This is a genomic window from Pseudomonas sp. BS3782 TE3695, from assembly GCF_050435305.1.
Taxonomy (GTDB): Bacteria; Pseudomonadota; Gammaproteobacteria; order Pseudomonadales; family Pseudomonadaceae; genus Aquipseudomonas.
In genome coordinates this window covers 5,356,194-5,372,079 of the sequence record NZ_JBNDKB010000001.1, presented here as the reverse complement: position 1 = coordinate 5,372,079, position 15,886 = coordinate 5,356,194, and the positions used below count along the sequence as shown (strand labels likewise).

Below are 15,886 nucleotides of genomic sequence, written 5' to 3'. Positions count from 1 at the left end.
AATGCTTCCGGCTCTATGGGTTGCCAAAACAGGTCTGTCCGCCCAGGACACCAACCTCACCACCATTTCCAACAACCTGGCGAACGTATCGACCACGGGTTTCAAACGTGACCGCGCCGAGTTCCAGGACTTGCTGTATCAGATCAAACGCCAGCCAGGCGCCCAGTCGACCCAGGACAGCGAATTGCCGTCGGGTCTGCAAGTGGGTACCGGTGTGCGCATCGTCGGCACCCAGAAAAACTTCACCGCCGGCAGCCTGCAAACCACCGAGCAGCCATTGGACATGGCCATCGACGGCCGCGGTTTCTTCCAGATCCTGCAGCCGGACGGCACCACGTCCTACACCCGTGACGGTACGTTCCACCTGGATTCCAACGGCCAGATCGTCAACGCCAGCGGCTTCGCCCTGGAGCCGGCCATTGTGATTCCCAACGATGCCCAGACCTTCACCGTCGGCCGTGACGGCACCGTGTCCATCACCGTTGCCGGCAACCCGGCTTCCCAGGTGATCGGCAACCTGCAAACCGCCGACTTCATCAACCCGGCCGGTCTGCAAGCGGTGGGTAACAACCTGTTCCTGGAAACCGCTGCCAGTGGCGCGCCGCAAGTCGGCACCCCGGGCCTCGCTGGTTTCGGTACCACGCTGCAGAACACCCTGGAAACGTCCAACGTCAGCACCGTTGAAGAGATGGTCAACATGATCACCACTCAGCGCGCCTACGAGATGAACTCCAAGGTGATCTCCACCGCCGACCAGATGCTCTCGTTCGTAACGCAGAATCTGTAATCAAGTCTATGAGGCGGCCATGAGGTCTCCTGCAACACCGTGAGGTAGGGTCATGAATCGCTTTGTATCTGTTCTGGCACTGAGTGGGGCCGTTGTGCTCGCGGGCTGCGTCGCCCCGCCGCCCAAGCCCAATGACCCTTACTACGCCCCGGTGTTGCCGCGCACGCCGCTGCCGGCTGCCGCCAATAATGGCTCGATCTACCAGGCCGGTTTCGAACAGAACCTGTACAGCGACCGCAAGGCGTTCCGGGTCGGTGACATCATCACCATCACCCTGAACGAGCGCACCCAGGCGAGCAAGAACGCCAACTCGCAGATCGACAAGAACAGCAAGACCGACATCGGCCTGAGCTCGTTTTTCGGGGGCGGCCTGAGCACCAGTGATCCAGTGGGCAGCGGTAGCCTGAGCCTGGATGTCGGTTATGAAGGTGACCGCGCCACCAAGGGCGACAGCAAGTCCGGCCAGAGCAACAGCCTGACCGGTTCGATCACCGTGACCGTCGCCGACGTGTTGCCCAACGGCATCATCGCCGTGCGCGGCGAGAAGTGGCTGACCCTCAACACCGGTGATGAGCTGGTGCGGATTGCCGGCCTCGTTCGCGCCGATGACATCGCCACCGACAACACCGTGTCGTCGACCCGCGTCGCCGATGCACGCATCACCTATTCGGGCACCGGTGCGTTTGCCGATGCGAGTCAGCCAGGCTGGTTCGACCGTTTCTTCCTCAGCCCGCTGTTCCCTTTCTAGGTGGCTTCTCTGGTGAGCATGTTGAACTTCAAACACCTGATGGTGGCTGCGCTCCTGATGTCCGCAGCCTTCGACGCTCAAGCCGAGCGGCTGAAGGACATCGCCAGTATTTCCGGTGTGCGTTCCAACCAATTGATCGGCTACGGCCTGGTGGTCGGGCTTAACGGCACCGGCGACCAGACGACCCAGACCCCGTTCACCCTGCAGACCTTCAACAACATGCTTTCGCAGTTCGGCATCAAGGTGCCGGCAGGTTCGGGCAACGTGCAATTGAAGAACGTCGCGGCGGTGTCGATCAGTGCTGATCTGCCGGCGTTCGCCAAGCCGGGTCAACAGATAGATATCACCGTTGCGTCCATCGGTAACTCCAAGAGCCTGCGTGGCGGTACGTTGTTGCTGACGCCGCTCAAAGGTATCGACGGCAACGTCTACGCCGTCGCTCAGGGCAACCTGGTGGTTGGCGGTTTCGATGCCGAAGGGCGTGACGGTTCGAAGATCACCGTCAACGTTCCGTCGGCCGGTCGCATCCCTGGCGGTGCTTCGGTCGAGCGTGCCGTGCCAAGCGGTTTCAATCAGGGCAACAGCCTGACCCTGAACCTCAACCGTTCGGACTTCACCACCGCCAAGCGCATCGTCGACAAGATCAACAATATGCTTGGCCCTGGCGTCGCCCAGGCCATCGACGGTGGTTCGATCCGCGTGACTGCGCCACTCGATCCGAGCCAGCGGGTCGACTATTTGTCGATCCTCGAAAACCTCGAAGTCGACCCGGGTCAGGCGGTGGCGAAAGTCATCATCAACTCGCGCACCGGCACCATCGTGATCGGCCAGAACGTCAAGGTTTCTCCGGCCGCCGTGACCCACGGCAGCCTGACCGTGACCATCACCGAAGACCCGATCGTCAGCCAGCCCGGCCCTCTGTCCAACGGGCAGACGGCAGTGGTGCCGCGCTCACGGGTCAACGCTCAGCAAGAAGCCAAGCCAATGTTCAAATTCGGCCCGGGCACCACCCTCGACGAAATCGTCCGGGCGGTGAACCAGGTCGGCGCGGCACCGGGTGACTTGATGGCGATCCTCGAAGCGCTGAAGCAGGCCGGCGCCTTGCAAGCCGACCTGATTGTGATCTGAGGACGGCGACCATGGATATGCGTAAAAGCGGTCTGGTCAGCAGCAGCGATTCGGGTTCCTACTCGGACTTGAATCGACTGAACCAGCTCAAGGTCGGCGACAAGAACAGCGATGCGAACATGCGCAAAGTGGCGCAGGAATTCGAATCGCTGTTTCTTGGTGAAATGCTCAAGTCCATGCGTTCGGCCACCGAAGCGCTGGGCCAGGACAACCCGCTCAACACGCCGGCAGCCAAGCAATACCAGGAAATGTACGACCAGCAGTTGGCCGTTTCCCTGTCCCGCGAAGGCGGCGGTATTGGCTTGGCCGACGTGCTGATGCGCCAGATGTCGAAGAACAAACCGATGGCGCCGGGTGAGGCCGCGGCAGCGTCTGCCGCCAAGCAGGCTGCCGCGAAAGCCGCCGTGGAAACACCGATTGCCGCCGGTACCGTCGCCACCAACGGGCCGCTGTCGCGTCTCAATGGTGAGCGCCCATTGTGGGCTTCGCGCTCGGTGAAAACGCCGGCAAGCGCGGGCGAGGGCGCTCATCGCAATGACATGGCGCTGATCAATCAGCGGCGTCTGGCGCTGCCACCGAAACTGGCCGATCGTTTGCTCGCCGGGCTGGTGCCGTCGGCATCGACCGCTGCAACAACCGCCACAACGGCGCAGAACACTATCCCGATGCCGCAGAGCACCAGGACCGGTTCCGGCCCCCTGTACAACGGCGATTGGCTGGCTGCGCAAACGGATACGACAGCCAGCGGGCGTATGCAGATTTATGGGCGTGCCATGGCTCAAATACCCTTGGCACCGCCGAAGAAAGCCTTCAGTTCCGCCGACGAATTCGTCAACACCATGCTGCCGATGGCCAAAGAAGCTGCCGACCGTATCGGTGTCGATCCGCGTTACCTGGTGGCTCAGGCTGCCCTGGAAACCGGTTGGGGCAAATCGGTCATGCGCGCCCAGGATGGCAGCAGCAGCCACAACCTGTTCGGCATCAAGGCCAGCAGTAACTGGAAGGGCGATTCGGCGCGGGCGATCACCAGCGAATTCAGAAATGGCGAGATGGTCAAGGAGACGGCCGAGTTCCGTTCCTATGGCTCTTACAAAGACAGCTTCCATGACCTTGTAACACTGCTGCAAAGCAATAATCGCTATCAAGATGTGCTGAAGTCGGCCGATAACCCAGAACAGTTTGTACGCGAGTTGCAAAAAGCCGGGTATGCAACCGACCCGGATTACGCAAGCAAGATTTCGCAGATAGCCAAGCAGATGACGAGTTACCAAAACTACGCTGCGGCGGGCGCTTCCACTACGCCTTTATAGGCACAAGGCATAAGGTCTGAACCATGAGTTTGCTCAATATCGGGATGTCGGGTTTATCCGCGGGCCAAACCGCGTTGATGGTGACCGGTAATAACATTGCCAACGCCGACACCGCCGGGTACTCACGCCAGCAAACCGTGCAGGGCACCAAGGCTTCGAATCCGTTCGGCAATGTCTACATCGGCACCGGTACGACCCTGGCCGATGTGCGTCGGGTGTACAACAGCTACCTCGATGCGCAACTGCAGACCACCACTTCGCTTAACAGCGACTCGGCTGCCTACGCCGGGCAGATCAGCCCGCTCGATAAGTTGCTCTCGGACAGCGGCACCGGCCTCAATGGCGCCTTGACCAAGTTCTTCGCCTCGGTGCAGAACGTCAACGCCAAGCCGGGCGACGATGCTTCCCGCCAACTGCTGCTCAGCGATGCGCAAGCCCTGAGCAACCGGTTCAACTCGATTTCCAGCCAGTTGACGCAGCAGAACGCCAACGTCAACGGCAACCTGGCGGACATGGCCGATCAGGTCAATAAACTGGCCGCCACCGTGGCCCAGCTGAACCAGAAGATTTCCGAAGTTTCCAAAGCCGGCGGCCAGCCCAACGACTTGCTCGATGCGCGCAACGAGACCGTACGCCAACTGTCCACTTTCACCGGTGCGCAGGTGATGGAACGTGACGGTAACCTCGACATTTACCTGGGCAGCGGTCAGCCGCTGGTCATGGGCAGCACCGCCAGCAAACTGGAAGTGGTGCCGAGCAAAGACGACCCTTCGCGCTCGGCCATTCAGCTCAATCGTGGTTCGAGCACCATCGACATCACCTCGGTGATGACCGGTGGTGAAATGGGCGGCTTGCTGCGCTATCGCAGCACCGTGCTGGACCCGGCCATGAACGAGCTGGGACGTGTGGCGCTGGTCGTCGCCGATCAGATGAATACCATCCAGGCCCAGGGTATCGACAAGAACGGTGACTTCGGTTCGAACCTGTTCAACAGCATCAACAGTGCCGCGCAAATGGCTCAGCGCAGCGTCGCCACGGTCGGCAACAGCGTCGGCTCAGGCAACTTCGAGGTGAGCATCGAGGACAGCGGCAAGCTGACCATCAACGATTACAAAGTCATCTTCACCAGCGCCACGAACTACACCGTGCAGCGCCTGCCTGAAGGCACCGCCATGGGCGCATTCAGCACGCTGACCACGCCGCCGCCAGTGATCGATGGTTTCTCGATGAAGCTCACCGGTGGCACCGCAGCCGCGGGCGACACCTTCAAGATCACCCCGACCCGCAACGCGGCGACCACCATCAAGACCGAGATGACCGACGCCAAGCGTCTGGCCATCGCGGCCCCGTTGGGCGCGGCCATTGCTGCGGGCGGCAGCGGCACATTGACGATTTCGGCCAGCGGCCAACCGACCCTGACCACGAAGTTCGATATCTACGACACGGCGACCACCACCACGATCCAGAACGGCCTGAAGACGTCGACTCCGGTCAAGATTGTGTTCGGCGCGGCGGGGGGTACGACCCAGACTTATGAAATGCTCGATGCCCAAGGCAATTCGCTCAGCACAGGCACCATCGTGCCGGGCCAGAACAATACGCTGAGCCTGACCATTCCATTGGTCGACGCCAGCGGTGCGGCGATCAATGATCCGGGGCCGCCAATCGTGCAGCGCACTGTGTCGTTTGACATGACCCTGGCCGGTTCGCCAGGTCAAGGCTCTGCGATCAACGTTTCGCTCAGCCAACCGGGTACGCTGGACAACCGCAACGGCACCACACTGGCTGGCTTGCAGACCAGGCAGACCGTGGACACCGGTTCGGCGAGCAAAGGCATTTCCCTGAACGATGCCTACGGCAAACTGGTTGAGGGCGTAGGCGCCAAAGCCGCTCAAGGCAAACTCGACAGCGCTGCCACCGAAGCGATCCTGGCCAACGCCAAGGGCGCTCGCGACTCGTTGTCCGGGGTCGACCTCGATGAGGAAACCGGCAACCTGGTCAAGTACCAGCAGTACTACACCGCGTCTTCGCAGATCATCAAGGCTGCGCAGGAAATCTTCAGCACACTGATCAACAGTCTTTAAGGAGTCGTAGCCCATGCGCATTTCTACCGCCCAGTTTTACGAGTCCTCTGCCGCCAACTATCAGAAGAACTTCGCCAACGTGGTCAAGAGCAGCGAAGAGGCCAGCAGCCTGGTTCGTGTGAATACCGCGGCGGATGATCCGGTCGGCGCTTCGCGTTTGCTGCAACTGGGTCAGCAGGCTTCGATGCTTGATCAGTACGAAGCCAACGCCACGACCATCAAGGCGACCCTCGGTGCCACCGAAGCGGTGATGACCAGCATCGGCAATGTATTGCAGCGCGCCAGGGAACTGGCCGTTGGTGCGGGCAACGCCGGTTATACCGATGCCGACCGCCAGGCCAACGCCTCGGAACTGGGGCAGATCGAAGAGCAGTTGCTGAGCCTGATGAACAGTAAGGACGAGAATGGCAAATACATCTTCGCCGGCTCCAAGGGCGATACCATGCCGTTCACGCGCAACAATGACGGGACTTACAGCTATAACGGCGATCAGGTGACTCTTGACCTGGTGATCGGTGACACCATGTCGATGGCCACCAATAGCACCGGTTGGGATGCGTTCCAGCAAGCGATCAACACCAGCCGCAGCGAAGTCACCAGGACTGCGCCGGTCGTGGATGACGGCCGCGTGACCCTGTCCAACGGCCAGGTGTCGTCGAACGTCACCTACAACAACAAATTCCGCAGTGGCGAGCCATATACCGTGGACTTCGTCAGCGCCACCCAGCTGCAAATCACCGACTCGGCCGGCAACGACGTGACTGCCGAAGCCAGTCAGGGCGGCGCGTTCGATCCGGCCAGCAAGGTGGGCCAAGCCGTCACTTTCCGCGGCGTCGAGCTGACTTTGAACATCAACCTGAGCGCCGGCGACACGGCGGCGACCGTGCTGCCTGGCCACACGTTTAGCCTGGCGGCCAAGCCGGACACCTTCAGCGCAGCCGGCAGCCCGGGCAATCCTTCGACGGCGCAGATCACCACCAGCAGCATCACCAACCCGGCGGATTACCACGCCAGTTTCCCTACCGGTTCGGCGATCCTCAAGTTCACCAGCGCCACCGCCTTCGACCTGTATGCGGCGCCTTTGACGGCCAGCAGTAAACCGGTGTCTAGCGGAACCATGGCCGGCAGCGTCGCCACGGCATCGGGTGTGAGCTTCACCCTGACCGGTACGCCGGCGGCCAACGATCAGTTCAGCATCGCAGTCAACACTCACGAAACCCAGAACATCCTGGACACCGTGAGCCAGTTGAAAACCGCATTGAATACGCCAACCAACGGTGACCCGATCGCTACTCAGAAACTGCAAGCGTCACTGGCTTCAGGCATTGCCAACCTGGCCAGCGGTATTGATCAGCTATCCAGCGCCTTGAGTTCGGTCGGTGGCCGCGGTGCTGCCCTGGATACCCAGAGCGATACCAACCAGAGCCTTAAACTGGCCAACACCCAGACCCAATCATCGATCCGCGATTCCGATCCGGCTGAAGTGATGACCCGTCTGACCTTGCAACAAACCATGTTGCAAGCCTCGCAACTGGCCTTCAGCAAGATTGCTCAGTTGGGCCTGTTCAACAAGGTCTGAGCCTGCGTCTGCCGAGCAGCCAACCGTCTTTTTTTAAGCGGTTCCGGGGCCTCTGCCTGAAAGGGTAGAGGCCCGCCGCTCGAGAGTTTCCCGCCGTGAATCAACCCCCCCTCGTCAGCATCGTCATCCCAGCCTTCAACCCGCGCTTCTTCAGTCAGGCATTGGAAAGTGCGCTCGCCCAGACCTACGAGCACGTCGAGATCGTCATCTGCGACGATTCGTACAGCGACGAAATCCGCGACATTGTCGAGACCTTCGTCGAGCCGGCTCACCCGATTCGTTACTTGCGCAATCCGCAGCGTCTGGGTTTGCAGAAGAACGTATTGCGTTGCGTCGAGCAAGCCCGGGGCGAGTTCATCAAAGTGCTGTGTGACGACGACCGTCTGTTTTCACCGAGCATTGCCTTGCAGGCGCAGGTGTTGATCGACCACGCGGACGTGAATGTGGTGTTTGCCCTGCGGATGCTCAGCGACGCCGGCAATTTTCTGCTGCCGTCGCGGGTGGACAATTGCCGCTTTTGTCCAAGCGATGCGTTGCTCAAGGGCGACGATATGCTGGCGATTTTCGAGGGCACGCCAAAGAACTTCCTCGGCAATTTCAGCTCTGCCTTGATGCGTCGCGCTGATGTGCTGGAGCTGTTGCCAGCCTTGATCCAGGAAGGCGCCGGGTTCATCGCCATGCTCGATTTCGCCTTGTTCGTGTGCCTGATGCGCCGCGCTAATCTGGTGTCACTAAGCACTGTGTTGAGCACCGAGCGGCTGTATCCCGAGCGACTGAGTCGAACCCCTGAGATGCTCAAGGCAGCGGCGCTCGAGTGGAGCTGGCTGGCGCAGATGCTCGCGGTACGCAGTGGCGAATCGGCGCCGGCATCGGGCTGGGTTCGCTATATCGACCTGAGCAAGGTCACTGATCAACCCCACGCCTGGGAAGAATTGTATGTGACGCGCATCCTCGGCAACCGCAGCACGGTGGTCAATGGTCGAGTAGGTGGGGAGAGCGAGAGTTACGCCGACTTCTATCGCCAATGGCTGGCGATACGCAGGTTCTCGGCAGTCGAGCAGCGGCTCATGTCAGCGTGCATCGACAGCTGGGCATTCCGCCCGCAGATCGTGCCGATCATCATTGACAGTCGTGCCGACAGCGCCGCGTTGAAGTCCACATTGCAAAGCATCAGTGCTCAGCTGTATACGCCTCAGGCGGTGGTGCTGCTGTCCGATGCGCACTGTGATGCCGATGATCGAATCGTTCAGTTGCCGTTCCAGTCGAACTGGGCGCAACAGCTCAATACCGTAGTTCCGCAACTGGAAGGCGCCCACTGGTTTTACCTGCTGCGCGCTGGTGACACCTTGCGTGAATCCGCTCTGCTGATTCTGGCAGAGCGCATTGCCGGTTCTGCGGGGCTCCTCTGTGTCTACAGCGACGAGGGTGCGCTGGTCGACGGCGAGTCGATCGACCCGGTGTTCAAACCCGATTTCAACCTGGATCTGATGCGCGCCTATCCCTACGTCGGTCGAACCCTGGCCTTCGAACGTCAGCACTTCATGGCGCTGGGCGGGTTTGACCCGGCTCACGGCGAGCTGGCCCCCCATGACCTGATGTGGCGGCTGGTGGAAGAGGTCGGTCCGCAGACCATCGAGCACATCGCGGAGATTCAGGTGGAGTCGAGCCTGGCCTTTTCCGACTGGCTGTCATTACCCGAAGTCATCGAAAACAACGCTGGCATGATCGGTGCGCACCTGGACCGTATCGGCGTGGCGCACGCTATCCGTCACGAAGAATTGCCACTGATCAATCGCATCGATTACCGACACGAGACCCGTCCGCTGGTATCGATCATCATCCAGACCGGTGATTCGCTTTACGCCTTGCAGCGTTGCATCGAAGGTTTGATCGAGCGCACGGCTTACACCCGGTACGAAATCCTGATCGTCGACAGCGGCACTGACGACCCGGCGATGCTCGACTGGTTGGTTGCCATGACGCAGCTGGGTGCCGCGATGCTGCGGGTGATCCGTTACGCCGGTGACGCCAACGACGCGGCGATCCGCAACTTCGCCGCGAGCCTGGCTCATGGCGAATACTTGCTGCTGCTCAATCCTCAGATATTGATCTGCGACAGCGATTGGCTGGACGAATTGCTCAACCACGCACAGCGTCCCGAAGTGGGGGTGGTCGGTGCCCGGATTCTCAGTCCGCAGGGGGCGATCGTCAGCGCCGGATTGATCCTCGGGTTGGCGGGGTCGGTCGGTTCGCCATTTTCCGGTGAGACTGCCGACTCTCGCGGCTACATGCAGCGGTTGCACGTGACCCAGAACTGGAGCGCGGTCAGTGACCGCTGCCTGATGGTTCGCAAGGAAGTTTTCGATAGTCTGGGGCAGCTCGATGAGGTGACGTTTACCCACAGCCTCAGTGATGTCGATTTGTGCCTGCGGGCGAACAATAACGGCTACCTGGTGGTCTGGACGCCGTACTCCAGCGTGGTACTGGCCCCGGAAGGCGAGGAGTCGACGCTGCAACTGTGCGAGCGTGAACAGGACGCCTTTTATCACAAATGGCTGCCGAAGATCGCCAAGGATCCGGCCTACAACCCGGCACTGAGTCTTGGGGTTTCCAGCTTCAGCCTGGAGCCTTCGCTACGCAACAACTGGAACCCGTTCTGCACCCGTGCATTGCCGTTGATTCTCGGTCTTCCGGTCAATAGCACTGCCGTCGGTCACTACCGGGTGATCGCGCCGCTGACGGAACTCGAAGCCACTGGACGAGTGATTGCACGGGTGGCCCATGAGTCGCCGTCGATCGTGGAAATCGAGCGTCTGTCCCCGGACACCATCGTCCTGCAAGGGCGTTACAGCGAAGGCTCAGCCGGCGATATTCTGCGGATGAAAAAGTATTCCAGCGCCCTGCGGGTTTTCGAACTCGACGACTACATCATTAGCGCACCGAAGAAAAACGCTCACGCCCGCAACAAGCCGGTCAACATCGAACAGATGCTGCGCGAAGGCATCGGCCTGTGCGATCGCTTGGTAGTCACGACCCAACCGTTGGCCAATATCTTGTCGAGCATGCACAACGACATTCGCGTGGTGCCGAACATGCTGTCGCCGGACCCTTGGGCCACGCTGGCCAGTCGTCGCCGCACCTCCAGCAAGCCGCGCGTTGGTTGGGGGGGCGGGACCAGTCACACCGGGGACCTGGAGATCATTGCCGAGGTCGTGCGCGAGCTGGCGGACGAAGTCGAGTGGGTGTTCTTCGGCATGTGCCCCGACGCCTTGCGCCCGTATGTTCACGAGTTTCATTCCGCTATCGGCTTGCAAAGTTACCCGTTCAAACTGGCGGGACTGAACCTCGATCTGGCACTGGCTCCGCTGGAGTTCCACATCTTCAACGATTGCAAAAGTAACCTGCGATTGCTGGAGTACGGCGCCTGCGGATACCCGGTGATCTGTACCGACACCGAGGCCTATCGCGGCCACTTGCCATGCACCAGAGTCTTCAGTAACAGCACGGACGAATGGCTGCAGGCGATCCGCATGCATCTGGCCGACCCGCAAGCCAGTTACCGCATGGGTGATGAACTGCGCGAAGCGGTTCATCGGGACTTCATGCTGCGGGGCGATAACTTGAACCACTGGTTGTGGGGTTGGTTGCCGGACTGATCTGTTATTACCTTCTAAATATCAAAAGATCGCAGGCTTCGACAGGGATGTTGGCCGAAGGCTCGGGCCGCGTTCGGACGACCTTTTTTGCCCTGCGCAATTGGCTCACTTCCTGCAAGTCACCCCTATATCGCCATAAAACCTTCACTGCCAAGAGCGTGAGTGGCCCAGTGGCTGCGGGTAAATGATGTGCATCTGACGGTTCGCCGCCCCCCGAGGGGCTGCCGCGCCGTACGAAGAGCAAGAGGACAGCGATGAAGGCAGTAATTCTGGCAGGTGGTCTCGGTACGCGCATCAGCGAAGAGTCGCACCTCAAGCCCAAGCCGATGATCGAGATCGGCGGCAAGCCAATTCTTTGGCACATCATGAAACAGTACTCCGCCCACGGAATTCATGACTTCGTGATTTGCCTTGGCTACAAGGGATACGCGATCAAGGACTTCTTCGCCAACTACTTCCTGCACACCTCCGACGTCACCTTCGACATGCGCAATAACCGCATGGATGTTCACCAGAACTTCAGCGAGCCGTGGAGCGTCACCCTCATCGACACCGGCGAGGAAACCATGACCGGTGGCCGTCTGTTGCGCGCGCAGCCCTATCTGAAAGGCGAAAATGCCTTTTGCTTCACCTATGGCGATGGCGTCTCCGATGTCGATATCAGTGCGTTGCTGAATTTTCATGAGGGCCACGGCAAGTTGGCCACCGTCACCGCTGTGCAACCCCCAGGTCGTTATGGCGCCCTGCAACGCGTTGGCGACCAGGTAATGGGGTTCACGGAAAAGCCACGTGGTGATGGTGGCTGGATCAATGGTGGTTTTTTTGTCCTGTCACCGCAGGTACTGCGCTACATCGCGGGTGATGCGACCAGTTGGGAAGCGGAGCCGCTGATGCGTCTGGCCGAGCTTGAGCAATTGCGTGCCTTCGAGCACTCGGGTTTCTGGCAACCGATGGATACCCTGCGCGACAAGAACCACCTCGAAGCACTGTGGCAGAGTGGGGAGGCCCCATGGAAACAATGGGACTGAGCCCGCAATTCTGGTGCGGCAAACGGGTGCTGGTCACCGGGCACACCGGTTTCAAGGGCAGTTGGCTGACTCTGTGGCTGCAAAGCCTCGGTGCCGAGGTCAGCGGTTTTGCCCTCGACCCGTCTACTGAGCCAAGCCTGTTCGAACTGGCGCGGGTGCACGAAGGCATCAATGACCAACGCGGCGATCTGCGTGACCTCGGTGCCCTGCTGGAACTGATCGCCGAGACGCAGCCGCAAATCGTCCTGCACCTGGCGGCCCAGCCGCTGGTGCGCGAAGGCTATCGCGACCCGCTGGGTACCTACTCCAGCAATGTCATGGGCACGCTCAACCTGCTCGAAGCGATCCGTCAGGTCGGCGGCGTGCGTGCCTGCGTGCTGGTGACCACCGACAAGGTCTATGCCAACAAGGAATGGCTGTGGCCCTACCGCGAGGACGAAGCGCTCGGTGGTCACGATCCGTACAGCAGCAGCAAGGCTTGCTGCGAGTTGCTGGCCCAGTCTTATGCCGCGTCATTTTTCCCCGCCGAAAAGTATGCCGAGCACGGCCTGGCGTTGGCCACTGCCCGTGCCGGCAACGTACTGGGTGGTGGCGACTTTGCCCCGGAGCGCCTGATTCCCGATGTACTCAAAGCCTGGTCAGCCGACGAACCGGTGACCCTGCGCTACCCGCACGCCGTGCGCCCATGGCAACACGCCCTAGAGCCGCTGGCCGGTTATCTGCAACTGGCTGCCGGTCTCTACGAACAAGGCCCTGAGTTTGCCGGTGCATGGAACTTCGGCCCGAGCGAAGCCGATATGTGCAGCGTCGGAGAAGTGGTCGAGTTGCTCGCCAACCGCTGGCCGCAAGCACGTGGATTGCGCATCGAACCCAGTGATTTGCACGAAGCAGGCTTGCTGCGCCTGGATAGCAGTCGCGCTCGTCAGTTGCTTGGCTGGCAACCACGCTGGTCGTTGCAGCAATGCCTGACCCAGACCCTCGATTGGCATCTGGCGTGGCAGAACGGTGACGACATGCGCACGATGACTTTGTGTCAATTGAATTTCTACAGGGAACGGTCATGACTGAGTTCACGCTCCAGACGCTGGCGCTGGAAGGGTTGTATCTGATCCAGCAAAAAGTGTTCTGCGATGATCGAGGCCGGTTTGCCCGGCTGTTTTGCCAGACCCGTCTGACATTGCAAGGCCGCCCGTTTGCCATACGTCAGATCAACCATTCGCGTACGGCTGAAAAGGGGAGTGTGCGTGGCCTGCACTATCAGAAAGCTGGTCATGCAGAGTCCAAGCTGATCACCTGCATACGTGGTGCGGTGTGGGACGTGGTGGTGGATCTGCGGCCCCAGTCACCGACGTATTTGCAGTGGCACGCCGAAGAGTTACAGGCCGATGATGGGCGCAGTTTGCTGATTCCGGCGGGTTTCGCTCATGGTTTTCAATCCCTGACCGACGACTCGGAAGTGCTCTATCTGACAGACGCGGACTACGCGCCGGATCATGAAGCAGGCCTGTCGGTCACAGATCCTGCGCTGTCGATCCCTTGGCCATTGCCCGTCAAGAATCTGTCGGCCAAAGATGCGTGCCATCCACAGCTGAACAAAGACTTCAGCGGAGTCGAACTGTGATGGGGCACCCCATGACAGTGCTGGTTACTGGCGCCACCGGTTTTGTCGGCCGGCATCTGATCAGCGCCTTGCTCGCCAAAGGCTTCAAGGTCCGTGCGGTTTCTCGAAATATCGTAGCTGCGCGTGCCATGCCGTGGTTCGATGAAGTGGAGTTTGTCGCCGCGGATATCCACACACCGGATCTAGACATGGAAAGCCTGGCCGATGGCATGGATGCTATTGCGCATCTGGCGTGGGCCGGCCTGCCGAACTACCAGGCACTGTTCCATTTCGAGCGAAACCTGCCATTGGATTACGCGTTTCTCAAGCGGGTGATCGAGGCCGGTGTCAGCCAGGTGCTGGTCACTGGAACCTGTTTTGAGTATGGGCTGCAAAGTGGCCCGTTAAGTGAGGCGATGGCCGCACAGCCTTGCACCCCCTATGGCCTGGCCAAACACACGTTGCGCCTGTTCCTCGAAGCCTTGCAGCGTGAGCGCGCGTTCACATTGCAGTGGGTACGGCTGTTCTATCTGCATGGCGAGGGACAGAACCCCAACAGCTTGTTGGCCAGTCTCGACCGGGCCATCGACGCCGGTGACACGCAGTTCAATATGTCGAAGGGCGACCAGTTGCGTGACTACCTGGACATCAGGCAGGCCGCTTCCCGGCTTGCATCACTCATTGCCCGTCGCGATGTCGATGGCGTGATCAACTGTTGCAGCGGCCAACCGGTGTCCGTGCGGGCGCTGGTTGAGCAGCGTGTGCGCGAGCGCCAATCCTCCATCGTCCTGAATCTTGGGCACTACGGTTATTCCGTCCATGAACCCATGGCGTTTTGGGGTGTTGCCCAGCGGATTTCGCAACTGACGGGAGAAGAGCATGCAGCATGAACTCTATCGAGCGTCCGGGCTGCCGGTTCTGCAGAACCGCACGTTTGCCAGTGCTGAACAGGCGCAGGTGTCGGGCAGCGCGGATATTGTGCTGGTGCAGGACAGCCGGAGCGGGCTCATCTTCAACCAGGCATTTGACGCAAGCAAACTCTGCTATGACGCCGACTATCAAAACGAACAGGCCCATTCGGCGCAATTTCAGCAGCACCTGAATGATGTCGAAGCGATCCTGGCACGTCATTTCAAGAGTAAAAGCCTGATTGAAGTCGGCTGCGGCAAAGGCTACTTCCTGGAGATGCTTCGGGGGCTTGGCTATGCCATCACCGGGATCGATCCTTCCTATGAAGGTGACAATGCCGAAGTGATCAAAGCCCCTTTCACCCGGGAACTGGGACTGGCCGCCGAAGCGATCGTCCTGCGCCACGTGCTGGAACATATCAGCGACCCGGTCAGTTTCCTGGCTGAAATTGCCCGTGCCAACCATGGTGGGCAGATTTACATCGAAGTGCCGTGCTTCGACTGGATTGTTGAGCACAACGCCTGGTTCGATGTTTTCTACGAGCACGTGAATTACTTCCGTCGTGCGGATTTGCGCGCAATGTTCGGAACGGTGCTCGAGGCGGGGCACCTTTTCGGTGGTCAGTACCTGTACATCGTTGCGGATCTGTCGACGTTGCGCCGCATGCCGGTCGAGGCACCATCGTTGCTGACGCTGTCGGAACATTTCACTGTCAGCCTCGACCGTGCGGTGCAGATCATTCAAGCGGCGCCTGAGCAAGGTTCGGCGATCTGGGGCGCGTCGTCCAAAGGCGTGATTTATTCGCTTTTCCTGCAACGAGCGGGCGTGGCGGTGGATCGCGTGGTGGATATCAATCCGGCCAAACAGGGTCGTTATCTACCTCTGAGCGGCGTGCAGGTGTCCTCACCGCAAGAGGCCATGGATGCCTTGCCCAAAGGCGCCAACCTGTTTGTGATGAACTCCAACTACCTCGAAGAAATCAAGCGGATGACCGGTGGACACTACGTCTATCACGCCGTCGACAGCGCTTCGTTCCAGTGACTATTGAGATTCTGAA

At 60.1% G+C, this 15,886-nt stretch carries 12 protein-coding genes; all 12 read left to right on the top strand.

Annotation, left to right across the window (positions count from 1 at the left end; all coding sequences use genetic code 11):
* The first annotated feature begins 1 nt into the window (after position 1).
* The 12 genes from flgG (at position 2) to ABH909_RS24165 (ending at position 15,870) form a co-directional block, all read left to right on the top strand.
* On the top strand, positions 2-787 hold the full coding sequence (gene flgG, locus ABH909_RS24220) for a flagellar basal-body rod protein FlgG (protein ID WP_008011001.1): 786 nt from the start codon (positions 2-4) through the stop codon (positions 785-787).
* A 52-nt stretch (positions 788-839) separates the two neighbouring features.
* On the top strand, positions 840-1,535 hold the full coding sequence (flgH, locus tag ABH909_RS24215; protein ID WP_030130509.1) for a flagellar basal body L-ring protein FlgH: 696 nt from the start codon (positions 840-842) through the stop codon (positions 1,533-1,535).
* Positions 1,536-1,553: 18 nt separating this feature from the next.
* Positions 1,554-2,663, top strand: coding sequence for a flagellar basal body P-ring protein FlgI (locus ABH909_RS24210; protein WP_008072568.1), 1,110 nt, complete (start codon positions 1,554-1,556; stop codon positions 2,661-2,663).
* An 11-nt stretch (positions 2,664-2,674) separates the two neighbouring features.
* Complete coding sequence (gene flgJ / locus ABH909_RS24205; protein WP_429437908.1) at positions 2,675-3,973, top strand: flagellar assembly peptidoglycan hydrolase FlgJ; 1,299 nt, start codon at positions 2,675-2,677, stop codon at positions 3,971-3,973.
* 23 nt (positions 3,974-3,996) lie between these two features.
* The gene (gene flgK / locus ABH909_RS24200) at positions 3,997-6,057 is read left to right on the top strand and encodes a flagellar hook-associated protein FlgK (protein ID WP_429437905.1); all 2,061 of its coding nucleotides are present in this window, start codon (positions 3,997-3,999) and stop codon (positions 6,055-6,057) included.
* Positions 6,058-6,070: 13 nt separating this feature from the next.
* Positions 6,071-7,636: a flagellar hook-associated protein 3 gene (locus ABH909_RS24195; protein WP_429437903.1), complete on the top strand. Its 1,566-nt coding sequence runs from the start codon at positions 6,071-6,073 to the stop codon at positions 7,634-7,636.
* 95 nt (positions 7,637-7,731) lie between these two features.
* Entirely contained in the window at positions 7,732-11,292 is a 3,561-nt protein-coding gene (locus tag ABH909_RS24190; RefSeq protein ID WP_429437901.1) for a glycosyltransferase, read from the top strand.
* Positions 11,293-11,546: 254 nt separating this feature from the next.
* Positions 11,547-12,320 carry a glucose-1-phosphate cytidylyltransferase gene (gene rfbF / locus ABH909_RS24185; RefSeq protein WP_183680040.1) on the top strand — a complete coding sequence of 258 codons (774 nt, stop codon included), beginning with the start codon at positions 11,547-11,549 and terminating at the stop codon, positions 12,318-12,320.
* Positions 12,302-13,384 (top strand): CDP-glucose 4,6-dehydratase, encoded by a 1,083-nt coding sequence (gene rfbG, locus ABH909_RS24180; protein WP_429437899.1) that lies wholly within the window; start codon positions 12,302-12,304, stop codon positions 13,382-13,384. Before rfbF ends, rfbG begins: the two co-directional genes overlap by 19 nt.
* Positions 13,381-13,941 carry a dTDP-4-dehydrorhamnose 3,5-epimerase gene (gene rfbC, locus ABH909_RS24175; RefSeq protein WP_429437896.1) on the top strand — a complete coding sequence of 187 codons (561 nt, stop codon included), beginning with the start codon at positions 13,381-13,383 and terminating at the stop codon, positions 13,939-13,941. Before rfbG ends, rfbC begins: the two co-directional genes overlap by 4 nt.
* An 11-nt stretch (positions 13,942-13,952) precedes the next feature.
* Entirely contained in the window at positions 13,953-14,810 is an 858-nt protein-coding gene (locus tag ABH909_RS24170) for an NAD-dependent epimerase/dehydratase family protein (RefSeq protein WP_429437894.1), read from the top strand.
* Complete coding sequence (locus ABH909_RS24165; protein ID WP_429437891.1) at positions 14,800-15,870, top strand: class I SAM-dependent methyltransferase; 1,071 nt, start codon at positions 14,800-14,802, stop codon at positions 15,868-15,870. Before ABH909_RS24170 ends, ABH909_RS24165 begins: the two co-directional genes overlap by 11 nt.
* Positions 15,871-15,886: the final 16 nt, after the last annotated feature.

Bases quoted from the DNA above. Each gene is read 5' to 3' on its own strand.
- rfbC (WP_429437896.1), top strand. From the start codon at position 13,381: ATGACTGAGTTCACGCTCCAGACGCTGGCGCTGGAAGGGTTGTATCTG.
- rfbF (WP_183680040.1), top strand. From the start codon at position 11,547: ATGAAGGCAGTAATTCTGGCAGGTGGTCTCGGTACGCGCATCAGCGAA.
- ABH909_RS24195 (WP_429437903.1), top strand. From the start codon at position 6,071: ATGCGCATTTCTACCGCCCAGTTTTACGAGTCCTCTGCCGCCAACTAT.
- flgJ (WP_429437908.1), top strand. From the start codon at position 2,675: ATGGATATGCGTAAAAGCGGTCTGGTCAGCAGCAGCGATTCGGGTTCC.
- ABH909_RS24170 (WP_429437894.1), top strand. From the start codon at position 13,953: ATGACAGTGCTGGTTACTGGCGCCACCGGTTTTGTCGGCCGGCATCTG.
- flgH (WP_030130509.1), top strand. From the start codon at position 840: ATGAATCGCTTTGTATCTGTTCTGGCACTGAGTGGGGCCGTTGTGCTC.
- rfbG (WP_429437899.1), top strand. From the start codon at position 12,302: ATGGAAACAATGGGACTGAGCCCGCAATTCTGGTGCGGCAAACGGGTG.
- flgK (WP_429437905.1), top strand. From the start codon at position 3,997: ATGAGTTTGCTCAATATCGGGATGTCGGGTTTATCCGCGGGCCAAACC.
- ABH909_RS24210 (WP_008072568.1), top strand. From the start codon at position 1,554: ATGTTGAACTTCAAACACCTGATGGTGGCTGCGCTCCTGATGTCCGCA.
- flgG (WP_008011001.1), top strand. From the start codon at position 2: ATGCTTCCGGCTCTATGGGTTGCCAAAACAGGTCTGTCCGCCCAGGAC.
- ABH909_RS24165 (WP_429437891.1), top strand. From the start codon at position 14,800: ATGCAGCATGAACTCTATCGAGCGTCCGGGCTGCCGGTTCTGCAGAAC.